17 protein-coding genes are annotated in these 18,862 nt (G+C 41.8%); 5 read left to right on the forward strand and 12 right to left on the reverse strand.

What is annotated here, in order from left to right; genetic code table 11:
• Nucleotides 1-6: 6 nt before the first annotated feature.
• The 10 genes from murG to mraZ are packed head-to-tail and all read right to left on the reverse strand — an operon-like array spanning nt 7 to nt 11,081.
• Nucleotides 7-1,083: an undecaprenyldiphospho-muramoylpentapeptide beta-N-acetylglucosaminyltransferase gene (gene murG / locus L650_RS0118850; protein ID WP_029774059.1), complete on the reverse strand. Its 1,077-nt coding sequence runs from the start codon at nt 1,081-1,083 to the stop codon at nt 7-9.
• A complete protein-coding gene (ftsW, locus tag L650_RS0118855; protein ID WP_029774060.1) occupies nt 1,080-2,255 on the reverse strand; it encodes a cell division protein FtsW in 1,176 nt (391 codons plus the stop codon). The genes murG and ftsW overlap by 4 nt, the downstream gene beginning before the upstream one ends.
• Complete coding sequence (gene murD / locus L650_RS0118860; protein ID WP_029774061.1) at nt 2,252-3,586, reverse strand: UDP-N-acetylmuramoyl-L-alanine--D-glutamate ligase; 1,335 nt, start codon at nt 3,584-3,586, stop codon at nt 2,252-2,254. The genes ftsW and murD overlap by 4 nt, the downstream gene beginning before the upstream one ends.
• On the reverse strand, nt 3,587-4,669 hold the full coding sequence (gene mraY, locus L650_RS0118865; protein ID WP_004589413.1) for a phospho-N-acetylmuramoyl-pentapeptide-transferase: 1,083 nt from the start codon (nt 4,667-4,669) through the stop codon (nt 3,587-3,589). It abuts the gene before it with no gap.
• On the reverse strand, nt 4,669-6,051 hold the full coding sequence (locus tag L650_RS0118870) for a UDP-N-acetylmuramoyl-tripeptide--D-alanyl-D-alanine ligase (protein WP_029774062.1): 1,383 nt from the start codon (nt 6,049-6,051) through the stop codon (nt 4,669-4,671). Before L650_RS0118870 ends, mraY begins: the two co-directional genes overlap by 1 nt.
• Nucleotides 6,048-7,526: a UDP-N-acetylmuramoyl-L-alanyl-D-glutamate--2,6-diaminopimelate ligase gene (gene murE / locus L650_RS0118875; RefSeq protein ID WP_029774063.1), complete on the reverse strand. Its 1,479-nt coding sequence runs from the start codon at nt 7,524-7,526 to the stop codon at nt 6,048-6,050. Before murE ends, L650_RS0118870 begins: the two co-directional genes overlap by 4 nt.
• Entirely contained in the window at nt 7,519-9,336 is a 1,818-nt protein-coding gene (locus L650_RS0118880) for a penicillin-binding transpeptidase domain-containing protein (RefSeq protein ID WP_029774064.1), read from the reverse strand. The genes murE and L650_RS0118880 overlap by 8 nt, the downstream gene beginning before the upstream one ends.
• Nucleotides 9,333-9,659, reverse strand: a complete 327-nt coding sequence (gene ftsL, locus L650_RS0118885; RefSeq protein ID WP_029774065.1) for a cell division protein FtsL — start codon at nt 9,657-9,659, stop codon at nt 9,333-9,335. The genes L650_RS0118880 and ftsL overlap by 4 nt, the downstream gene beginning before the upstream one ends.
• A complete protein-coding gene (gene rsmH, locus L650_RS0118890; RefSeq protein ID WP_004589408.1) occupies nt 9,656-10,594 on the reverse strand; it encodes a 16S rRNA (cytosine(1402)-N(4))-methyltransferase RsmH in 939 nt (312 codons plus the stop codon). Before rsmH ends, ftsL begins: the two co-directional genes overlap by 4 nt.
• 28 nt (nt 10,595-10,622) lie before the next feature.
• Nucleotides 10,623-11,081, reverse strand: coding sequence for a division/cell wall cluster transcriptional repressor MraZ (gene mraZ / locus L650_RS0118895; RefSeq protein WP_004589407.1), 459 nt, complete (start codon nt 11,079-11,081; stop codon nt 10,623-10,625).
• Nucleotides 11,082-11,850: 769 nt separating this feature from the next.
• Between mraZ and L650_RS0118900 the strand changes: the two genes are divergently transcribed.
• From L650_RS0118900 to L650_RS0118910, 3 genes are read left to right on the forward strand one after another with little or no spacing between them, the layout of a single operon-like run.
• Nucleotides 11,851-12,189, forward strand: coding sequence for a hypothetical protein (locus L650_RS0118900; protein ID WP_004589131.1), 339 nt, complete (start codon nt 11,851-11,853; stop codon nt 12,187-12,189).
• A gap of 6 nt (nt 12,190-12,195) precedes the next feature.
• A complete protein-coding gene (locus L650_RS0118905) occupies nt 12,196-12,642 on the forward strand; it encodes a hypothetical protein (RefSeq protein WP_004589130.1) in 447 nt (148 codons plus the stop codon).
• A 10-nt stretch (nt 12,643-12,652) separates the two neighbouring features.
• Nucleotides 12,653-12,895 (forward strand): hypothetical protein, encoded by a 243-nt coding sequence (locus L650_RS0118910; RefSeq protein WP_004589129.1) that lies wholly within the window; start codon nt 12,653-12,655, stop codon nt 12,893-12,895.
• A 70-nt stretch (nt 12,896-12,965) separates the two neighbouring features.
• Here the strand turns inward: L650_RS0118910 and L650_RS0118915 are convergent, their stop codons facing one another.
• On the reverse strand, nt 12,966-13,946 hold the full coding sequence (locus tag L650_RS0118915) for a glutathione S-transferase family protein (protein ID WP_029774066.1): 981 nt from the start codon (nt 13,944-13,946) through the stop codon (nt 12,966-12,968).
• Between the two features lie 21 nt (nt 13,947-13,967).
• Nucleotides 13,968-14,810, reverse strand: coding sequence for a pirin family protein (locus L650_RS0118920; protein ID WP_029774067.1), 843 nt, complete (start codon nt 14,808-14,810; stop codon nt 13,968-13,970).
• Between the two features lie 345 nt (nt 14,811-15,155).
• Here L650_RS0118920 and L650_RS0118925 point away from each other — a divergent pair, with 345 nt between their 5' ends.
• Nucleotides 15,156-18,176 (forward strand): EAL domain-containing protein, encoded by a 3,021-nt coding sequence (locus tag L650_RS0118925; protein WP_085065532.1) that lies wholly within the window; start codon nt 15,156-15,158, stop codon nt 18,174-18,176.
• A 73-nt stretch (nt 18,177-18,249) separates the two neighbouring features.
• Nucleotides 18,250-18,862 (forward strand): LysR family transcriptional regulator (locus tag L650_RS0118930; protein ID WP_029774069.1); only part of this gene is annotated, 613 nt, incomplete at its 3' end.

Genomic DNA, 18,862 nt, shown 5'->3' on the forward strand with positions numbered 1-18,862 from the left:
TTTCACTTATTTTCTCTTATTTGTTACTTGCTCACAGTGCGAAGCAACGCTTGCTGTGGCATCTAAAATGGCTTGCTGCTTAGCATTGCTGGCCATTTGTTTAATTAATATAGGCTTTGCCAAATACGGGTTTAATAGCTCAACTATTGAATCTTTATTAAACTGCGGCTGAGGCATTAAAAGCGCGCCATTTGCGGTTACTAAATATTTTGCGTTGGCGGTTTGATGATCATCTACCGCATGTGGAAACGGCACAAACACAGCCATTTTACCCGCGGCGGCAATTTCACTAACAGTCAGTGCACCAGCACGGCAAATAACAATATCGGCCCACGCGTAGGCGGCGTCCATATCATCTATAAATTCAGCAACTTTTAGGTCTTCATCTGCAATGTTGCTTTTCGCATACTCACTTTTCACGCCCTCAATATGGCCTTTACCTGTTTGGTGCCACATTTTAATTGGCGCTGTTTTAGCAAGTAAATTAAACGCCTCTGGCAGTGTTTGGTTAAGCACTTGTGCGCCTAGCGAGCCTCCCACCACTAAAATATTAATAGGGCTTGAAACATCACGTTTAGCTACATTAGCAACGCTTGCACGTACTGGGTTACCGACTAATTCGGCTTGCCCTGGTGCAAAGGCGCTTGGAAACGCAGCAAGTACTCTGTTAGCAAATTTTGCCAACCACTTGTTGCTCATTCCTGCCACTGCATTTTGCTCATGAATCACCAGTGGAATGCCTAAACTTTTAGCGGCAATGCCGGTTGGCCCGGTTACATAGCCACCCATAGCAAGCACTACATCTGGTTGCTGATATTTCAATACCTTACGCGCCTGCAATATTGCATTAAGTACCATGAATGGGGCTTTAATAAGACGCTTTAAGCCATTGCCGCGTACGCCTTTTACATTAATAAAATCAATCTCAATGTTATGCTTTGGTACAACATCCGCTTCCATTCTATCTGGCGTGCCTATCCAGCTTACTTGCCAGCCTTGCTCTTTTAAATAATCGGCTACAGCAATACCTGGGAATATATGCCCACCTGTACCACCGGCCACAACTACTAATTTTTTACTCATCGCTTACCTCCGCGTGAGGTGGCTTGTTTGGTTGCCATTTTAGTTTCAAAATCAACACGCAATAAAATACCGGTGGCAATCGTCATTATTAATAAACTTGAACCACCATACGAAATAAACGGCAAGGTTAACCCTTTAGTCGGTAATAACCCTGCACTGGCGCCTACATTAACCATGGTTTGAAACGCAAACCAAATGCCAATAGCAAACGCAAAATAGCCTTCGTATTCTTTGCCACATTTTAAAGCTTGTTGGCCTATTAAAAGCGCCCTAAATACAAACACAGCCAACACACATAAAATACTTGCTACACCTACAAGGCCTAGCTCTTCACCTATAACGGCAAAAATAAAATCGTTATGCGCCTCGGGTAAATACTGTAACTTTTGCACGCTGTTACCTAACCCTTGGCCAAACCAGCCACCTTGGCTGTAGGCCATAAGCGACTGCACTAACTGATACCCTTTACCAAATGGGTCTTCCCAAGGGTCTAAAAAGCCCACCACTCGCGCCATTCTGTATGGCTCTACAATAATCAGTAATACAACAAGCCCTACGCCCGTTAAAATAAGTACAAAAAATTGCCATAACTTTGCGCCGGCCAAAAATAACAACCCCACAGTTGTTACAAACATAACCACCACGGTTCCTAAATCGGGCTGCAGTAAAATAAGTAAGGCATATACCGCGAATACAGCGATAGGCTTAGCAAAGCCTTTAATATTTTCTTGTACTTCTTCGCGCTTTCTTACCAAGTAGCCTGCTATATAACTGAAAAAGTATAATTTAGCGGCCTCGGCCACCTGAAAACCAACAGGCCCAATGGGTATCCAACGCTTAGCGCCGTTGACTTCGCGGCCTATTATTAACACAGCAATAAGTAGCACCATACCAAGCAGCAACAAATACGGGTTTGAGCGTTTCCACCAATCCATAGGCACGCTGGCTGCAATCCAAAATAAAACAAATGCCATCGCTAAAAACATGCTGTGGCGAATGGTAATATGGTATGAGTTATCAAACAGCCTTTCGGCTGTGGGCATTGAGGCGCTGGTCACCATTATAAAGCCCACCCCTATAAGCATTAACATGCAATAAAGCAGTGGCACATCGTAAAGCTGTGCTGAGGGTTTTGGGATGAGTGTTTCTTTTAAATCGGCAAAGGCAATCATAATTGCCCTTCCATTACACATTGCACAAAGTCATCACCGCGTTGCATGTAGTTGTTATACATATCAATGCTGGCACAGGCAGGCGCAAGTAATACAATGTCACTGCGCTTGCTAAGTACTTTAGCGAGCGATACCGCCTCTTGCATTGTGTTTACCAAGTGCGATTTACTCGTTAAAGCAGCAAGCTCTGCTGCATCTTTACCAAAGCATACAAGCGCTTTTACATGACTTTTAATATATGGCTTTAACGCACTTAAATCAGCGCCTTTAGCATCACCACCGGCTATAACAATCAGGTTTTCGTGATCTGAGGCCAAACTATCTATTGCCGCTATAGTGGCGCCAACATTGGTGGCTTTAGAGTCGTTAAAGTATTGAACACCATGTTGCTCAACAACAAACTGGCAACGGTGCGCTAAACCATTGAATTGAGAAAGCGCCGCTGCGTACTGCTCTTTACTAATATCAAACGGGCTTAATAACGCCATAACCGCAAGTGTATTTAAGTAATTGTGCTTACCAACGACCGTAAGCGTGCTAACAGGTAAGTACGCCTCGCCTTTTACTATAAAGTGCAGCTCATTATTGCGCTCAGCTAAGTGGTAATCACCATGGTCGGTGCCAAAGCTCATTTGCGGCGCTAAAGCGCGACTAATAGGCTTAGTTTGAATATCATCTGCGTTGGTTACTAAAAGCTCAGCATTGTTATAAATACTTAATTTAGAGTCGATATAGGCTTGGTAGCTGTCGTAACGATCTAAATGATCTTCAGATATATTTAATACCGCTGCGCTTATTGGTTTTAAGCTTGAGCAGGTATCCAGCTGAAAACTCGAAAGCTCCAGCACATACACATCAAAATCATCGCTTAGTAAATCCAATACCGCAGTGCCAATATTGCCACCTAATGCCACCTTATAACCTGCTGCTTTTAATACCTCGTAGGCCAAGGTAACAACGGTTGATTTACCATTAGAGCCTGTAACAGCAACAACCGGTTTTGTATTTATACGAGCAAACAGCTCTACATCACCAATTACTTCAATGCCTGACTCTATTGCTTGAACAATTGCGGGAATTTTTAAGCTAAGCCCGGGGCTTATGATGATCATGTCGGTTTTACAAAGCGCGGCGCTAGCTAAATCACCAAAATGCGTATTAAGCTCAGGAGCATGCTCGCTTAGCCAATCCATACCTGGTGGCGCAACCCGGCTATCAACGACCTTGGGTGCAAAACCATGAGATAATAAAAAACGCACAATGCCCAAACCGGTTACACCGAGTCCGAGCACTGTTATATGTTTGTTTTTTATCTCGTTTAAATACTGCATTTATCGAATCTTTAATGTCGCAAGGCCAGCAAGTACTAGCACAATTGAAATTATCCAAAAGCGCACAATAACACGTGGCTCTGGCCAACCTTTTAGCTCGTAATGATGATGAATCGGCGCCATTCTAAAAATGCGCTGTCCGCGTAATTTGTATGAGCCCACTTGTAAAATTACCGATAAAGCTTCCATTACAAACACACCACCCATAATAATAAGCAGTAGCTCTTGGCGTACTAAAATAGCAATAATGCCCAGCGCGCCGCCAAGTGCGAGCGACCCTACATCACCCATAAACACTTGTGCTGGGTATGTGTTAAACCATAAAAAGCCTAACCCAGCGCCAACAATAGCGGTACACACAACCACCAGCTCACTAGCAAGCGGTAAATGCGGGATATGTAAGTAAGCCGAAAAGTTAATATTACCGGTTAAATAAGCAATTATGGCAAGTGCTGCCGCCACTAAAATAGTCGGCACAATCGCCAGGCCATCTAAGCCATCAGTCAGGTTTACCGCGTTTGAAGTGCCTACTAATGCAAAGTAAGTAATTACAATGTAAAACAAGCCTAATTGTGGCAATACATCTTTAAAAAATGGCACAACAAGTGAGGTTTCTGACGCTTGTGTACTCGTTGCATACAGTGCAGTTGCCACCACTAGAGCAATAACCGATTGCCAAAAATACTTCCATTTAGCAATTAACCCTTTAGGGTCTTTGCGTATTACTTTGCGGTAGTCGTCTATAAAGCCCACTAAACCTAATGAGCCAATTACAAATAAGGTTGCCCATACGTATTTGTTTGATAAGTCAGCCCATAATAAGGTGCTGGTAAATATGGCGCCTAAAATAAGTAAGCCCCCCATAGTAGGAGTGCCTTTTTTAGATAAGTGAGATTCTGGGCCATCATCACGCACTACTTGGCCAATTTGCATTTTTTGTAACGAACGAATGAGCTTAGGGCCAAAATAAAGCGACATCATTAACGCTGTTAATATGCCTAAAATGGCACGTAGGGTTAAATACGAAAAAACATTAAAGCCACTGTAATATTGGGTTAAATACTCTGCCAGCCAAACTAACATTATGATACTCCATTGATGGCTTGTTGCTGGCCATTTACTAAATCGGTTACTAATAATTCCATGCGAGAACTGCGCGATCCTTTCACCACAAGCGTGGTTTTATTGTTTGTGTTATTAAGACTGGTTTGAATTTGCTTGAGCATCTCTTCGCGGTTAGAAAAATGACGGTTTGGCTTATCAAATACATCGCTTGCGTATTTACTTAACACACCCAGCGTATACAGCTCATCAATGCCTTGTTGTTTTGCGTATTCGCCTACTTCTTGATGATAAGTTCTGGCTTGTTCACCAAGCTCTCCCATATCGCCCAGTGCTAAAATACGGTGCCCTTGAATATCACTTAATAAATCAATGGCAGCTTTTACCGACTTAACATTTGCATTGTAGGTATCATCAATAACGGTCAGTGAATCACTTACTTTTATTAAGTTTACACGCCCCTTAACATCGCCCATGGTGGCAAGTGCGGTGGCTATCTCTTCAAGTGATACATCAAACTCGCTGGTTAAAGCCGCGGCAATAAGCGCATTGCTCACGTTGTGCTTACCAGGAAGAGCAAGCGTTACTGGTACTTTTCGATCTTGTGTACACAATAAAAAGCTTGCGCGAGCGTTTTCGTCTAGGCTGATATTTTCAGCCCAAATATCAAGTTTTTCAGTACTTGAAAAACACTTAACAGTGCGCCCTTTTAATTTATCAAGCCAGTATTGGCTAAATTCGCTATCGCAGTTAACAATGGCAACGCCATCGTCTTTTAGGCCATCAAAAATCTCACCTTTTGCCTTAGCAACTCCCATTAGACTACCAAAGCCTTCTAAATGCGCAGCGGCCACATTACACACCACAGCTACATCGGGTTTTGCCATGGCGGTAGTGTAAGCAATTTCGCCTAAATGATTAGCGCCAAGCTCTATAACAGCAAAACGGTGCTGCGGCTCTAAACGTAATAGCGTAAGTGGTACGCCAATATCGTTATTAAAATTACCTTTTGTAGCAAGCACATCTCCGTGCACCGATAAAATAGCGGCGCACATTTCTTTTACCGTTGTTTTACCCACGCTGCCCGTAATGGCAATGGTTTTAGGGTTAACCTGCGCCATAACCGCCGCACCTATATTACCTAATGCAATACGGGTATCGCTAACAACAAACTGCACAATATCTACATCTACTTTATGCTGAACAATAACGCCAATAGCGCCTTTTTGTTTAGCGTCAGCAATAAACTTATGGCCATCAAAATTAGGGCCTTTTAAAGCTAAAAACACCTCACCATCGCAAATGCTGCGGGTATCGGTATTAATATTTACTACATTGAGATTATCACCTTGATAATCGGTTGCTAGCACATTTGCCAGCCAATCAAAGTCCATTGGGATCATTGAGTTATCCCTCTTACTGCTTTTTTTAGTTGTTCTTTTACATAACTGCGATCGCAAAAGTCGATACGTTGATCGCCAATAATTTGGTAATCCTCGTGGCCTTTGCCGGCAATTAAAATAACGTCATCCGCATTTGCATTTTCTATTGCATAGCGAATGGCTTTTGCTCTGTCAGCCTCTAAATGGGCTTTTTCAGGCTGCGATAAACCCGCTGCCACATCTGCCAAAATAGCATCTGGGTTTTCTGAACGCGGATTGTCGCTGGTAACAATAACCTTATCTGCATTTTGCTCTGCTGCTTGCGCCATTAAGGCACGCTTACCTTTATCTCTATCGCCGCCACAACCGAAAACACAACTAACCCCACCAGGCACATGCTTTTGCAATGCTTGTAAAGCCAGAGCAAGCGCATCAGGCGTATGGGCGTAATCAACAACGCACGTGGGTAAATTAACTTCGCTAAACGCTTGCATACGCCCAGCAACGGGGTGCAAATGCGCGCATCCGGCGGCTAACTGCTCAAGCGGATAACCTAGCCCCAACAATGTTGCCAGTGCCGCAGTTAAATTATATAAGTTAAACTCACCAAATAGAGGCGATGTTACGCTAATATCACCCCAACTTGTGCTCAATTGCGCCGAAATACCATTTTTAGAATACTCAACATCAGAAAAATACACATACTGTGCATTTTTAGGTGCTAAATTTTTACGACCATAACAAATGAGATTATTAAAACTGTATTTTTCAAGCCATTGCTCTGCTTGCCCATCGTCTTGATTTAGCACCACTAACTGTGGGTCAAAATCGCGAAACAGCATAAGCTTGGCGTCGCCATAACTTGCCATATCGCCATGGTAATCAAGGTGATCGCGCGATAAATTAGTAAATACCGCCGCTTTAAATTGGCATTGTGCCACACGCTGTTGCACTAACCCGTGCGATGAAACCTCCATCGCCACAAGCTTTTTATGCTGCTGTTTTAAGTGATGCAATATGTGCTGCAAGTCAACAGCCGAAGGCGTGGTATTAATAAGTGGCGTAAGTGTATCGGGGTGGCCATAACCTAATGTGCCTATAATGGCCGAAGGGGTACTACAAAACTGCGCTAAATGCGCCATCATAGCCGTTGTTGTAGATTTTCCATTAGTGCCCGTTACACCAATTAAATCGAGAGATTGGCTTGGGTTTTGATAAAATTGACTCGCCAGTTCTGGGAGTTTTTTATCAAGCTCAGTTACTAAATACAGTGGCTCAAAAGTGACATCAAATTCGCACAGTCTATCGGCAATAATGGCTGTAGCGCCGTTTTCAATTGCTTTGGCAATAAACTGTCCGCCATCAAGCGCATGGCCTTTTATAGCCACAAATACATCGCCAGGGGTTACATCCCGGCTATCAAGGCGTAAATCTTTAACTAGCTGCGAAGGTGCATCTATGTCGATGTATTTTAAAATAGCCTTTAAATCACGCATCGTTATCTTTACCTTTTACGTAAGCCACTTCTTCTTTATCAGGGGCTACGTTTAATATTCTTAATGCGTTAGAGACGATTTCTGCAAATGCAGGGCCTGCGGTGGCACCTCCATAGTACACATCGCCACCGGGCTCATTTATCATCACTACCACAGCCAAGCGTGGATTACTTGCCGGTGCTACACCTGCAAAATAACCTACGTATTCATCACCGTAACCACCAGCAACCGCCTTTTTAGAAGTACCGGTTTTGCCTGCCGCGCGGTAGCCATCTACTTTTATGTTTCGGGCTGTACCGTCTTTTTCAAACACGCTTTCCATCATGTGAACAACGGCTTCTACGTCTTTTTGTTTAAAAATACGCTCGCCTTCTGGCACACCGTCTTGCTTTAAAATCGTTAACGGACGATTAATCCCACCGGCGCCTAACATGGTGTAAAAACGGGCCATTTGCGCCGTACTTACCGAAATAGCATAACCAAACGATAACGTGGCAATTTCAAAGTCAGACCAGCGGCGGTTTGGATAAAATAAACCACTACTTTCGCCAACCATGCCTGTGCCGGTATCGCTACCAAAGCCCACTTTTTGATATAAGCCAACTAAGTAATCTTTAGGTACTTGCTGCGTTACCTTCGCCACGCCCATGTTTGATGAATACTTTAAAATTTCGCGAAGCGTCATTTCACCGTGGTTACGGGTATCTTTTACTAAACTGCCGCCTAAACGCATCCAACCTGGGTAGGTATCAATGGTGTCGTCGGCTTTAATTGCGCCGTAGTCTAGCCCAGCTAAAATGGCTAGTGGCTTAACGGTTGAGCCTGGTTCAAACAAATCGGTAATTGCGCGGTTACGGCGTTTATGTGGTTGTGCATCGTTCAAATTATTTGGATTAAATGATGGGCTATTTACCATGGCCAAAACTTCACCGGTTTTAACATCAACCACCATGGCCGACCCCGATGTCGCTTTATATGTGAGTACAGCAGATTTTACTGCTTTATAAGCAATTGCTTGGATACGTTGATCAATACTCAGCTGAATATTTTCAGGCTCTACACGCTCACGCTCATCTAATACTTCAACTTCGCGGCCTTGGGCATCTTTACGAATAGTGCGGCGGCCTTCTTCCCCTGTTAAGGCATTTTCGTAGAGTTTTTCAATGCCTTCTATGCCTTTTCCATCAATGTTTGTAAAACCAATAATGTGGGCCGTTACCTCTCCTGCAGGGTAATAACGTTTAGACTCATCTAACAAATGAATACCAGGTAAGCGTAATTGGCTAATGTAGTTGGCAACCGCCGGTGTAACTTGGCGCTTTAAATACACAAAACGACGGGTGGGATCATTTAATAAACGCGAATTTATTTTTTTAGGCTCGATACGTAATACATCTGCCAGCTCACGCCAACGCAGATCATTTTCATAATAAACAGAAGTACGCTTATCAAGCTCAGCGGCATTTTCTGCAAGCGTTTTATGATCTTCACCGTTTTTACGTGCTTGTTTTATAACTTTAGCAACAAGTGACTTATGCAATGCTTTAGGATCGGCATACACACTGACTACAGGCACACTTACAGCAAGCTCTTTGCCTTGACGATCGAAGATCATACCGCGTTGTACATGTAGTTTTTCTACACGAACGGTGCGTTTATCGCTTTCTGAACGGGCTTTATCTGGCTCAATAACTTGTAAATAGGCAGCACGCGACACCAGTGTTACAAACACTAAAAACACCACAGTGCACACCAACATAAAGCGCCATGTGATTAAGTTATTGACCTGTTTTTTGCCGCGATTTCTCATTGTATTATTATTACCTGTTCATCCTGACTGGTAGGGCGCTTCATTTGAAGCTGCGTGGTAGCAACTTCTTCAATGCGCGCATGCTGCGAATAAAACTCTTCTTCTACAAGTAAATAACGCCATTCAAGGTCGAGCTCATCTCGCTCTTGTAGCAGCGTATCTTGCTTAATTAGCTGCGCGCGAGCCGAGTGCGTAACCTGTACTACTGCAAAGCTTGAAGCGAATATCACAACCAACAAGGCCGAGGTTAGCTTGTTAGCTCCTAGGCCTTTTAATATTTCTAAAAATAAATTGGGTTGGCGATGATTCGCTTTATTGTTCATCCAAGCCTCTGTGCAATCCTAAGTACTGAGCTGCGAGAGCGTGGATTACGCTCAATTTCTTCAGCACTTGGTTTAATAGCTTTACCCACTGCTTTTAACGTCAGGTTTTTATTTATTTGTGCGTCGGTTAAAGGCAGACCTCTGGGTATCGCTTCTCCCTTACTCTGTTTTCTAATAAATTGCTTCACTATTCTGTCTTCAAGTGAATGAAACGAAATAACCACTAAACGTCCACCTGGCTTTAATACTTTTACAGCGGCTTGCAGTGCGGTTTGAATTTCTTCCAGTTCACTGTTTATGTAAATTCTGATTGCCTGAAATGTACGTGTGGCTGGGTGTTTAAATTTATCTTTAACGGGCACCGCTTCATCGACTAAATCGGCAAGTTGCTTAGTTGTGGTAATTGGCGTGTGCTCTCTTACCTCAAGTACTTTGTGGGCAATACGCTTACCAAATTTTTCTTCACCGTAGGTTTTAATTACATGGGTAATGTCTTCAAGCTCAGCTTCGGCTAGCCACTGCGCTGCACTGCGCCCACTTGTTGGGTCCATGCGCATATCAAGAGGGCCGTCCTTCATAAAGCTAAAGCCACGCTCTGCGTCATCAAGTTGGGGGGAGGACACGCCAATATCTAATAAAATGCCATCAACTTTACCTAACAGATCGTTTTGCTCTGCAACATCGTATAAGTTAGAAAAGCGGGTGTGAGCTATAGCAAAGCGTGCGTCATCGGCAAATTTTTCAGCCGACTTTATTGCTTGTGGGTCTTGATCAATGGCCTGTAAACGCCCTTGCTCACCAAGTCGAGCAAGTATTTGACCTGAGTGTCCGCCACGTCCAAAAGTACCATCCATGTATATGCCGTCTGGCTTAATTGCAAGAGCATCGATGGTTTCGTCCATTAATACGGATACGTGTTCAAATTGCGCAGTCATTAGCTTGTGTTTGCCTTTTTTAGTGCCGTTAGAGTGTGAAATTATCTAAATCTTGGTTTGCTTCAAAATCGCCGAGCCTTTCCAGCTCAGTGTCTTGGCGCATTTGTTCGTGCCAACGCGCTTCATCCCAAATTTCAAATTTATTCATTAAACCAACTAGCATGATCTTTTTGCCAAGTTCTGCGTGGCTACGCAATGAAGGCGCCAGCAAAATTCGACCATTTTTATCAAGTTGATACTCTGTGGCATTACCTAACAACATACGTTGCATTCGGCGAGCGCGTGGATTCATATTAGAGATTTTAGATAAGCGGCTTTCTATTTCTTGCCACTGTGCAAGAGGATACAACCATAAACACGGCTCGTTTAGCGCAATGGTACATATTACCGTTCCTTGATCTTCAGACAGCAAAGCGTCTCGGTACTTAGTCGGTACCGCAAAACGTCCTTTATCATCCAAGCTCAGTGAACTAGCGCCACGAAACATAAAAAGCCTACTTTTAAATTGTGTAATCGAGTTTCGATTAATTTGATCCAGTTAGATCCACTAAAAACCACTTTTTACCACAGTGCTCCAGTTTAGGGCTTGACAAGCCTTTTTGTCAAGTAAGCTGACCAGCTTTAACGTCTCGCTAAGCTAGAAAAAATAAGGCTTTACGCAAAGCGATTGAATTACGTGGGAAAAAGTGGAGGTAGTAGATAAAATTTTTTTAAAGCGTTGCTAATAACGTTTGGTTTACATAATTTGCTTACTGAATAATCAATGAATAATTACAAAAAAATGAATCTAGGGCCTGTTGACCTTTAAGGATTATAATTTGTTCAATCTAGGGGGTATTTAATCGCGGCGTGAGGTTTGTAACCTAGTGGGCTAAGTAAAAACCGAGTAACAAAGAGTAAATGCCCCCTAGGCAGAACCCTTCGGGCAGCGCCTGTTTGACATTTATACGTCGTTATCGCCTATTTATGGGGAATAACCACACTACATAGGCTCTACCTTGCCTAAATCCCAAACAGACTGCTGCAAATTAAATCTCGAAAGGTAAACAGGCCCTAGGTTTATAGGCATGTAAAATTTACTTAGCACAGCAGCAATACTTACTTCATGCTGCTTTTTATTTAATCTAACGCACCCTACCTTAAATATATAAAAACAATAAAATCAAGTGGTTAAATTATTTTTAATGGTTGGTTTAATCGTTGCATCTGCTATAGCACCAGTTAAATTTTTTTATTTTATTTATTAAGGATTGATTATGGCTACTGCAACAAATACAAAACCGAATACTGAAACAAACATGAAACCTGATCTTAAACAAAAAGAGAGTGAGGCACCGTTGACTGAAAAAGCAACGTCTGTAGCACACGATGCAGTAGATGCACTTTCAAGCAAGGCATCAGTTGCTGAGTCAAGCGTACGTAAAGGCGCTTCAAGCTCTGCAGAAGCACTAAGCGAAAAACAACTTATTGCTCGTGAAAAACTAACTGAGTGCAGCGCAAAAACGCGTGCTTTTGCCTCAGAAAATCCGCTAGCAACAGCGGGTATTGCTTTTGCGGCGGGTATGCTTGTAACGTCACTATTTCGTCGTAAGTAATAAATAATGAGTAGCTCACAAACAACAGCAACCACGGACGGTAATGCTCAAAATCAAACAACAGATGACCCTAGCCAAAAGGATGATTGGCAGGATCATATAGCAAAGATCATTGAATACTCTGACCAGCTCAAGGAGGATTATAAAACGCAAGGAAAGCTTACCCACCAACTTGCAAAGGCTGAGTGGAAGCTGTCGTTACGATCAATGGCGTTGATCACTATATTTTTAGGATGTTTTGCCAGTGGTTTGATTTTGTTGTGGGCCGGCTTATTAGGTGCAATTGGCTACGGTGTATATGATTTATTTGGCTCGGTTTGGCTTAGCTTTGCTACTGCTGCACTCGCGCAAATAATTTGTTTAATTTGGCTTTGGCGAAATACCGTATACCTAAGCAATAAAATTGGCTTTAGTAAAACGATTAAAAGTTTAAAGCAACTTTTAAATCTATAAGGAAATAACCATGCTCGTTAATTTTCTAATTAAAGAACCCAATGAGAACGTTGACACGTTAAATAAGCAAATGGATTTACAGCATGCATTAAAACGCCAGCACCATGCAGCAATAAAGTATCGCTTTAAGCGCTTTGCAGCCACCAAGGTAGGACTGGCATCAGCCTTTTTAGCCGGAGCAACGGTTCAAGCTGGCAAAAGCGAAACCAGCTTTGTGCGAAAATACGGCTGGCTGGTAAAGTTATTTGCATAGCAGCAATTGCATTTATAAAAGCTTTTTTAAAAGTGCAATTGCCGCTTACTTTAATGCCTTCTAATACCTCTTAGTCCAACTCATCTCTATTATGGTTTTGGCTAAAGTTCAACGCCGGCCCTTTTGGTATAATTTGCGTTGGGTTGATCATTGTGTGGCTAAAATAGTAATGCCGCTTAATATGCTCAAGGTTAACCGTACTGGCTACTCCCTCTAATTGGTATAACTCACGTACATAGTTACTCAGCGCTGGGTAGCTTTCAATGGTGCGTAAATTACACTTAAAATGCCCTACATACACGCTATCGAACCGAATGAGTGTGGTAAATAAACGCCAATCCGCTTCAGTTAATGTGCTCCCCATCAGGTAACGATTTTTACTTAGTATGTCTTCTACTTTATCAAGTGCTTTAAATAACGCAGTAAATGCATCTTCGTATGCTGTTTGTGTGGTTGCAAAACCCGCTTTATATACCCCATTATTAATATTGGTATAAACAAGGTCGTTAATTTCATCAATATCAGCTTGTAGTGATTTTGGGTAATAGTCATCCGTATTATTCGTAATTTCATTAAATGCGGTATTGAACATACGAATAATATCTGCAGATTCATTACTAACAATTTTATTTTGATGCTTATCCCAAAGCACAGGCACAGTTACTCGCCCACTGTAATTTTTATCGTGCTTGGTATAAATTTGATGTAAGTATTCACTATTAAATAAATCATCGCCGCTACTGAGGTTATCTTTATCAAAGCTCCACCCCTTATCTAACATATCTGGGCTGACTACCGATACGCTAATAATATCGCTTAGGCCTTTTAGCTGTCTGAATATAAGTGTGCGATGCGCCCACGGGCACGCTAAGGCAACATATAAGTGGTAGCGATTAGCTTGCGCTTTAAACCCACCACTTCCTGTAGGTCCAGGGCTGCCATCTTCTGTGATCCAATTACGAAGCTGCGCTGCTTCGCGTTTAAATTTACCATTATTCGAGTCGGTGTCGTACCATTTGTCTTGCCATTGACCATCAACTAATAAACCCATAATAACCTCCTCAATTAACTATTAAATGTTGCCAAATTCACCGTTTTGATAATCACGCACCGCTTGTTTAATTTCCTCTTGCGTGGTCATTACAAATGGGCCCATATGTGCAATAGGTTGCTCAAGTGGGTTACCCGCTAAAATAAGTATCCCCGCCCCCTTTTGTGAAGATATATCAATGTCACTGTTTTCACTTAATATAAGCAACTTGCCAGCATTAAATGTTTGCTCGTCACCTGTAATAAGCTCACCTGTATGAACATAAATCATCACTTTACGTTGTTTAAGCCCTGCTAACTGCATGCGTGTATTAACGGGGAGAGTAACATTGGCCAGTGCAGCATTGGCCGCTAAGCTTTGCAAACTCGACGTTAACGTACAATCTTCAAACTGCCAATTACCCGCAAGAGCTTTAAAGCTCACGCCGTGCTTGTTAGTGACTTCAGGCGCTGGATTTTGTGTAGTATCTTGATAACGTGGCGCACGCATTTTTTCGCCACTGGGCATATTGATCCAAATTTGAAAGCCATGCAGCCCCTCTTTTGCATCTGTCAGTGGCATTTCACTGTGCATTACGCCTCTACCTGTACTCATCCATTGTACATCACCAGATCGGATCGCTTTTTTGTTACCCATTTGATCTTGGTGTTCAAAGCCACCTTTAATAATGTACGTAAAGGTTTCAATGCCGCGATGAGGGTGCGGTGGAAAGCCACCAATATAGTCACTTTCATTGTTAGACTTTAGCTCATCAATCATTAAAAAAGGGTCGAGATATTTGCCATCAAAACCAGGTATTCGACTTATGTTTACACCATCACCATCTTGGGTGGCGTAAGCAGTTAACACTTTTGCTATGTTCATATTTAAAATACTGTAGTAGATTAATTAATGAGCTTATTAAAGCATTCATAAAACAATACGACTATGTCTTTAAATCGAGCAAAACATTCTATTTTTTAGAAAGTTTAGTGCTTATTTTGATAATTCGTTTATTTGGCATAATAAGCTTCATGATTAAAAACACAGACTTAAGCTGATTTCTAATAACTTTTTAGTGCAACCCTATATTTTGTATGGTTATTTTTGGCTTTTATGTCTACAATCACTTTTTAGGGACGCAGAGCTTAAGGAAAACTTATTTTTACTTCATCGCTTAAAAGTCAGCTGTATAGGCTACTCATCCTACTTAGTATTCCCGGCGCCGCTGTGACGGTATTTACGCTATGGTATGAGCGTGATGCTGCCATAGAAAAAAGTGAAGAAAGAATAGTAAACATCGCTAAGCACTTGACACAACATCAAAAAATCATGGTTGATGATGTTAAACGTATTACTATTTATTTAGCCGATAAAACTGCAAAAAATGAAACACTCCCCACAACTTGCCCTAACTATTTTTATGAAATAAAAGCCCTTCACCAGAATATTGCAAATATAGGTATTGTTGATAAAAACGGCGACCTACAGTGCGTGACAAATGGTCGTAGTAAAAATATTAATATTAGCGATCGTACTTATTTTCAAAATGCCATTAGTAATAAAAGTTTTTCGGTAGGGTATTTTCAATACGACCGAAGTATTCAAGCGCAAAGTGTCAATTTTGCCTACCCAATTATAGATAGTAATAACCAACTAAAAGGCACACTGGTTACCGTTATTGCATTGAATTGGTGGAATATCGCCTTAAGCGAAGCTAAATTACCTAACAATGCCAAGGCCGTTATTGCCGACTCTAACGGCTTAATACTGGCCAACTACCCTAATCAACCACGTAATTTAGGCCAAAAAATTACCGACATAGATTTACTTCACAATAAAAGCTCGTTAACCGTGTTTAAAAATGCAGAAGGCGAAAATCAGGTTTTTCACCGCTCAGTTATATACGAAGACGGCCATGATAATAATTTAGATATTTATATAGCCGTTTCGGTTGAAGACTTTATTAATAAAGTGAATGAAAGCTTTGCTAAAACCATTTTTGCGTTTTTATCGGCTATTGCCCTGTTGGTGCTGCTAGCTAGGCGCTTAATTAAACAAAGTATATTTAAGCCTATCGCTAATTTAACCAAAGCCACAGATGAACTGGCAAATGGCACTATGCCCAAACATATTAAAAAGCCTAACAGCCCAGAGCTGCGCGCGCTTTATGACCGTTTTGCTGTGATGGCACAAACCCGGTTATCTGCAGAGGCTAAATTAAAAAATAAGCACAACGAGTTAATGAGCTTATTAAATGCTTTACCCGATACCTACATACGTATAAATGCCCAAGGCAAAATCCTTTATATTGGCGGCTATATTAGCCCTGTGCTAAATGTTGAGACAGGCAAAGCTTTAAAATTAGTTGATGTACTCTCTGAGGCCAACGCAGAGTTACTGCTTTCTCATTTAGGTACTTTAGAGGGTTCACAAACCATTGAGTTTACATTGTTTAAAAAATCTAAAGAGCATTTTTTTGAGGCAAGAATCAATGCACTCACTAATAATGAATACATTATTGTTCTTAGAGATATAAGCCAGAAAAAGGTCAACGAAAAAGCACTTCATTTAGCGTCGCTTGTTTACAGTAATAGTAGTGAAGGGATGATGATTACAGACCCCGACGGCATTATTTATGACGTAAACCCTGCGTTTTGCGAAACAACCCAATACAGCAAAGAAGAAGCGATAGGTAAAACCAGCCGTATTTTAGCATCTGGCAAACATTCAAAAGCTTTTTATGAAAAAATGTGGGCAGAGCTCAGAGAAACTGGCCGTTGGCAGGGTGAGATAATTAATCGTAAAAAAAATGGCGACACCTATACCGAGTTTCTGATCATAGATACCGTTTACGATGATAAAAACATGCCTACTCGCCGGGTGGCCATTTTTACCGACCTAACAGAAAAAAAACAAGCCGATGAAACCATATGGCGAAAAACTCACTTCGACCACTTAACTGATTTACCAAATAGGCTTGAGCTTAAAGAGCGTTTAAATAAGCGTTTTGAAGAAGTAACAGGCGACAAATGCGAACTTGTTGTGATGCTGCTCGATATTGATCACTTTAAAGATATTAATGACACGTTAGGCCATCATTATGGCGATAATCTACTTAAGTTAGTTTCTCAACGGATAATTCAAGCTGCAATAAACGCCAGTTTTGTCGCGCGTATTGGCGGTGATGAGTTTGTGATTGTATACGACCATGTTAAAAGCAGTCGCCATATAAACCAAATTGCCAGCAATATATTGCAAAGCCTTTCATCAAGTATACAGCTTGAAAACGAGGAGCTATTTATTAGCGCTAGTATGGGCATTGCATGCGCACCTAGCGATGGCCAAAGTACAGAGCTGCTATTAAAAGCTGCTGACCAAGCCATGTATAAAGCTAAAAATAACGGCCGTAATGGGTTTGAGTTTTTTTCAAAAGATATGCGTATTCATGCGCAAGCGCGTATGCAGCTATTAAAAGATTTACGCTCCGCCATAGAGCTTGAACAATTTGAGCTATTTTATCAGCCTATTGTGGCATTAAACGATTTGCACATTCATAAAGCCGAAGGGCTTATTCGCTGGCACCACCCTAAAAAGGGGTTAGTCTCGCCGGCGACGTTTATACCGCTTGCTGAGGAAACTAGGCAAATAAATGCGCTGGGCCAATTTGTATTTACACAAGCAATACACACCCTAAAAGAAATAAACACCACCATGGGTGAGCAATTTCAAATTAGTATAAATGTCTCTCCTGTGCAGTTATCAACAATCGATAGCGGAATTGACGATTGGTGTGAGATTTTAAAAGCAGCCAAACTACCCGCCTCCTCTATTGTGGCCGAGATCACAGAAGGTCTTATGGTAAACCCAGAGCCACTAACTCAAAGTCGCTTAAAAACATTAGTCCAGTCAGGTGTACAATTAGCGCTAGATGACTTTGGCACCGGCTATTCATCGCTCGCGTACCTGCAAGAAATGGATACCGATTACCTAAAAATAGATAAACGCTTTATTGATAATATTAAAGCAGGGAGCCAAGAGCTTGCTTTATGTGAAGCCATTATTGTAATGGCCCACCAGCTTGGCTTAAAAGTGATTGCCGAAGGGATTGAAACGCAGCAACAAATGCAACTACTACTAAAAGCAGGATGCGACTACGGGCAAGGTTATTTGTTTTCAAAGCCAGTGCCTAAAAAAGAGTTTATGACGTTGCTGAGCAGCAAAAAAATGGTTATTGCCAATAATAAATAAGTAGTTACGCAATAAATAGAGTGTCTACACGGTCAGGTAGTTTAATCAATAGTAAGTAGTAACAAGGTTTAAAATGGCAAAGGCAACACTCGAGCAATGGAGAATGTTTAAAGCTGTTGTAGAGCATGGTGGGTTTGCCGGTGCTAGCAGCGCGGTATTTAAAAGCCAATCAACCGTGCACCATGCAGTGCAAAAGTTAGAGTCGGCACTGCAAGTAAAATTGCTTGAAGTAAAAGGCCGTAAAGCGTATTTAACCGAAAACGGTCAGCTTATATTGCGCCGCGCAGAATTTTTAATAGATGAAGCCAGCAAAATAGAATCGGTTGCTAATACGTTAAGCGAAGGTATTGAAAGCACATTAAAAATAGCAGTAGATGAAGTGTTTCCGCAGCATTTATTGTACCAAGCGCTAAGCCATATTAATGAGCAATACCCACTGGTAAAAATAGAACTGATAGAAAGCGTACTTAACGGCGCAAACGAATTACTTACCAATGCAGTGGTCGACTTAGCAATTACCTCTATTGCGCTTTATGGCATTAATTGCCATAGCTTGTGCGATATAGAATTTATTGCCGTTGCGCACCCTGATCACCCCCTGCACCAGCGCACTGAACCACTGACCTACAGAGAGCTTAAATTACACAGGCAAATAGTTGTTCGCGATTCGGCCACCCAAACCAGCC

Origin of the sequence: Pseudoalteromonas sp. TB51 (genome assembly GCF_000498055.1) — a bacterium.
In the GTDB taxonomy this organism is placed as follows: domain Bacteria; phylum Pseudomonadota; class Gammaproteobacteria; order Enterobacterales; family Alteromonadaceae; genus Pseudoalteromonas; species Pseudoalteromonas atlantica.

Excerpts from the sequence above, each read along its gene's own strand:
- murG (WP_029774059.1), bottom strand. The coding sequence starts at position 1,083 with ATGAGTAAAAAATTAGTAGTTGTGGCCGGTGGTACAGGTGGGCATATA.
- ftsW (WP_029774060.1), bottom strand. The coding sequence starts at position 2,255 with ATGATTGCCTTTGCCGATTTAAAAGAAACACTCATCCCAAAACCCTCA.
- murD (WP_029774061.1), bottom strand. The coding sequence starts at position 3,586 with ATGCAGTATTTAAACGAGATAAAAAACAAACATATAACAGTGCTCGGA.
- mraY (WP_004589413.1), bottom strand. The coding sequence starts at position 4,669 with ATGTTAGTTTGGCTGGCAGAGTATTTAACCCAATATTACAGTGGCTTT.
- L650_RS0118870 (WP_029774062.1), bottom strand. The coding sequence starts at position 6,051 with ATGATCCCAATGGACTTTGATTGGCTGGCAAATGTGCTAGCAACCGAT.
- murE (WP_029774063.1), bottom strand. The coding sequence starts at position 7,526 with ATGCGTGATTTAAAGGCTATTTTAAAATACATCGACATAGATGCACCT.
- L650_RS0118880 (WP_029774064.1), bottom strand. The coding sequence starts at position 9,336 with ATGAGAAATCGCGGCAAAAAACAGGTCAATAACTTAATCACATGGCGC.
- ftsL (WP_029774065.1), bottom strand. The coding sequence starts at position 9,659 with ATGAACAATAAAGCGAATCATCGCCAACCCAATTTATTTTTAGAAATA.
- rsmH (WP_004589408.1), bottom strand. The coding sequence starts at position 10,594 with ATGACTGCGCAATTTGAACACGTATCCGTATTAATGGACGAAACCATC.
- mraZ (WP_004589407.1), bottom strand. The coding sequence starts at position 11,081 with ATGTTTCGTGGCGCTAGTTCACTGAGCTTGGATGATAAAGGACGTTTT.
- L650_RS0118900 (WP_004589131.1), top strand. The coding sequence starts at position 11,851 with ATGGCTACTGCAACAAATACAAAACCGAATACTGAAACAAACATGAAA.
- L650_RS0118905 (WP_004589130.1), top strand. The coding sequence starts at position 12,196 with ATGAGTAGCTCACAAACAACAGCAACCACGGACGGTAATGCTCAAAAT.
- L650_RS0118910 (WP_004589129.1), top strand. The coding sequence starts at position 12,653 with ATGCTCGTTAATTTTCTAATTAAAGAACCCAATGAGAACGTTGACACG.
- L650_RS0118915 (WP_029774066.1), bottom strand. The coding sequence starts at position 13,946 with ATGGGTTTATTAGTTGATGGTCAATGGCAAGACAAATGGTACGACACC.
- L650_RS0118920 (WP_029774067.1), bottom strand. The coding sequence starts at position 14,810 with ATGAACATAGCAAAAGTGTTAACTGCTTACGCCACCCAAGATGGTGAT.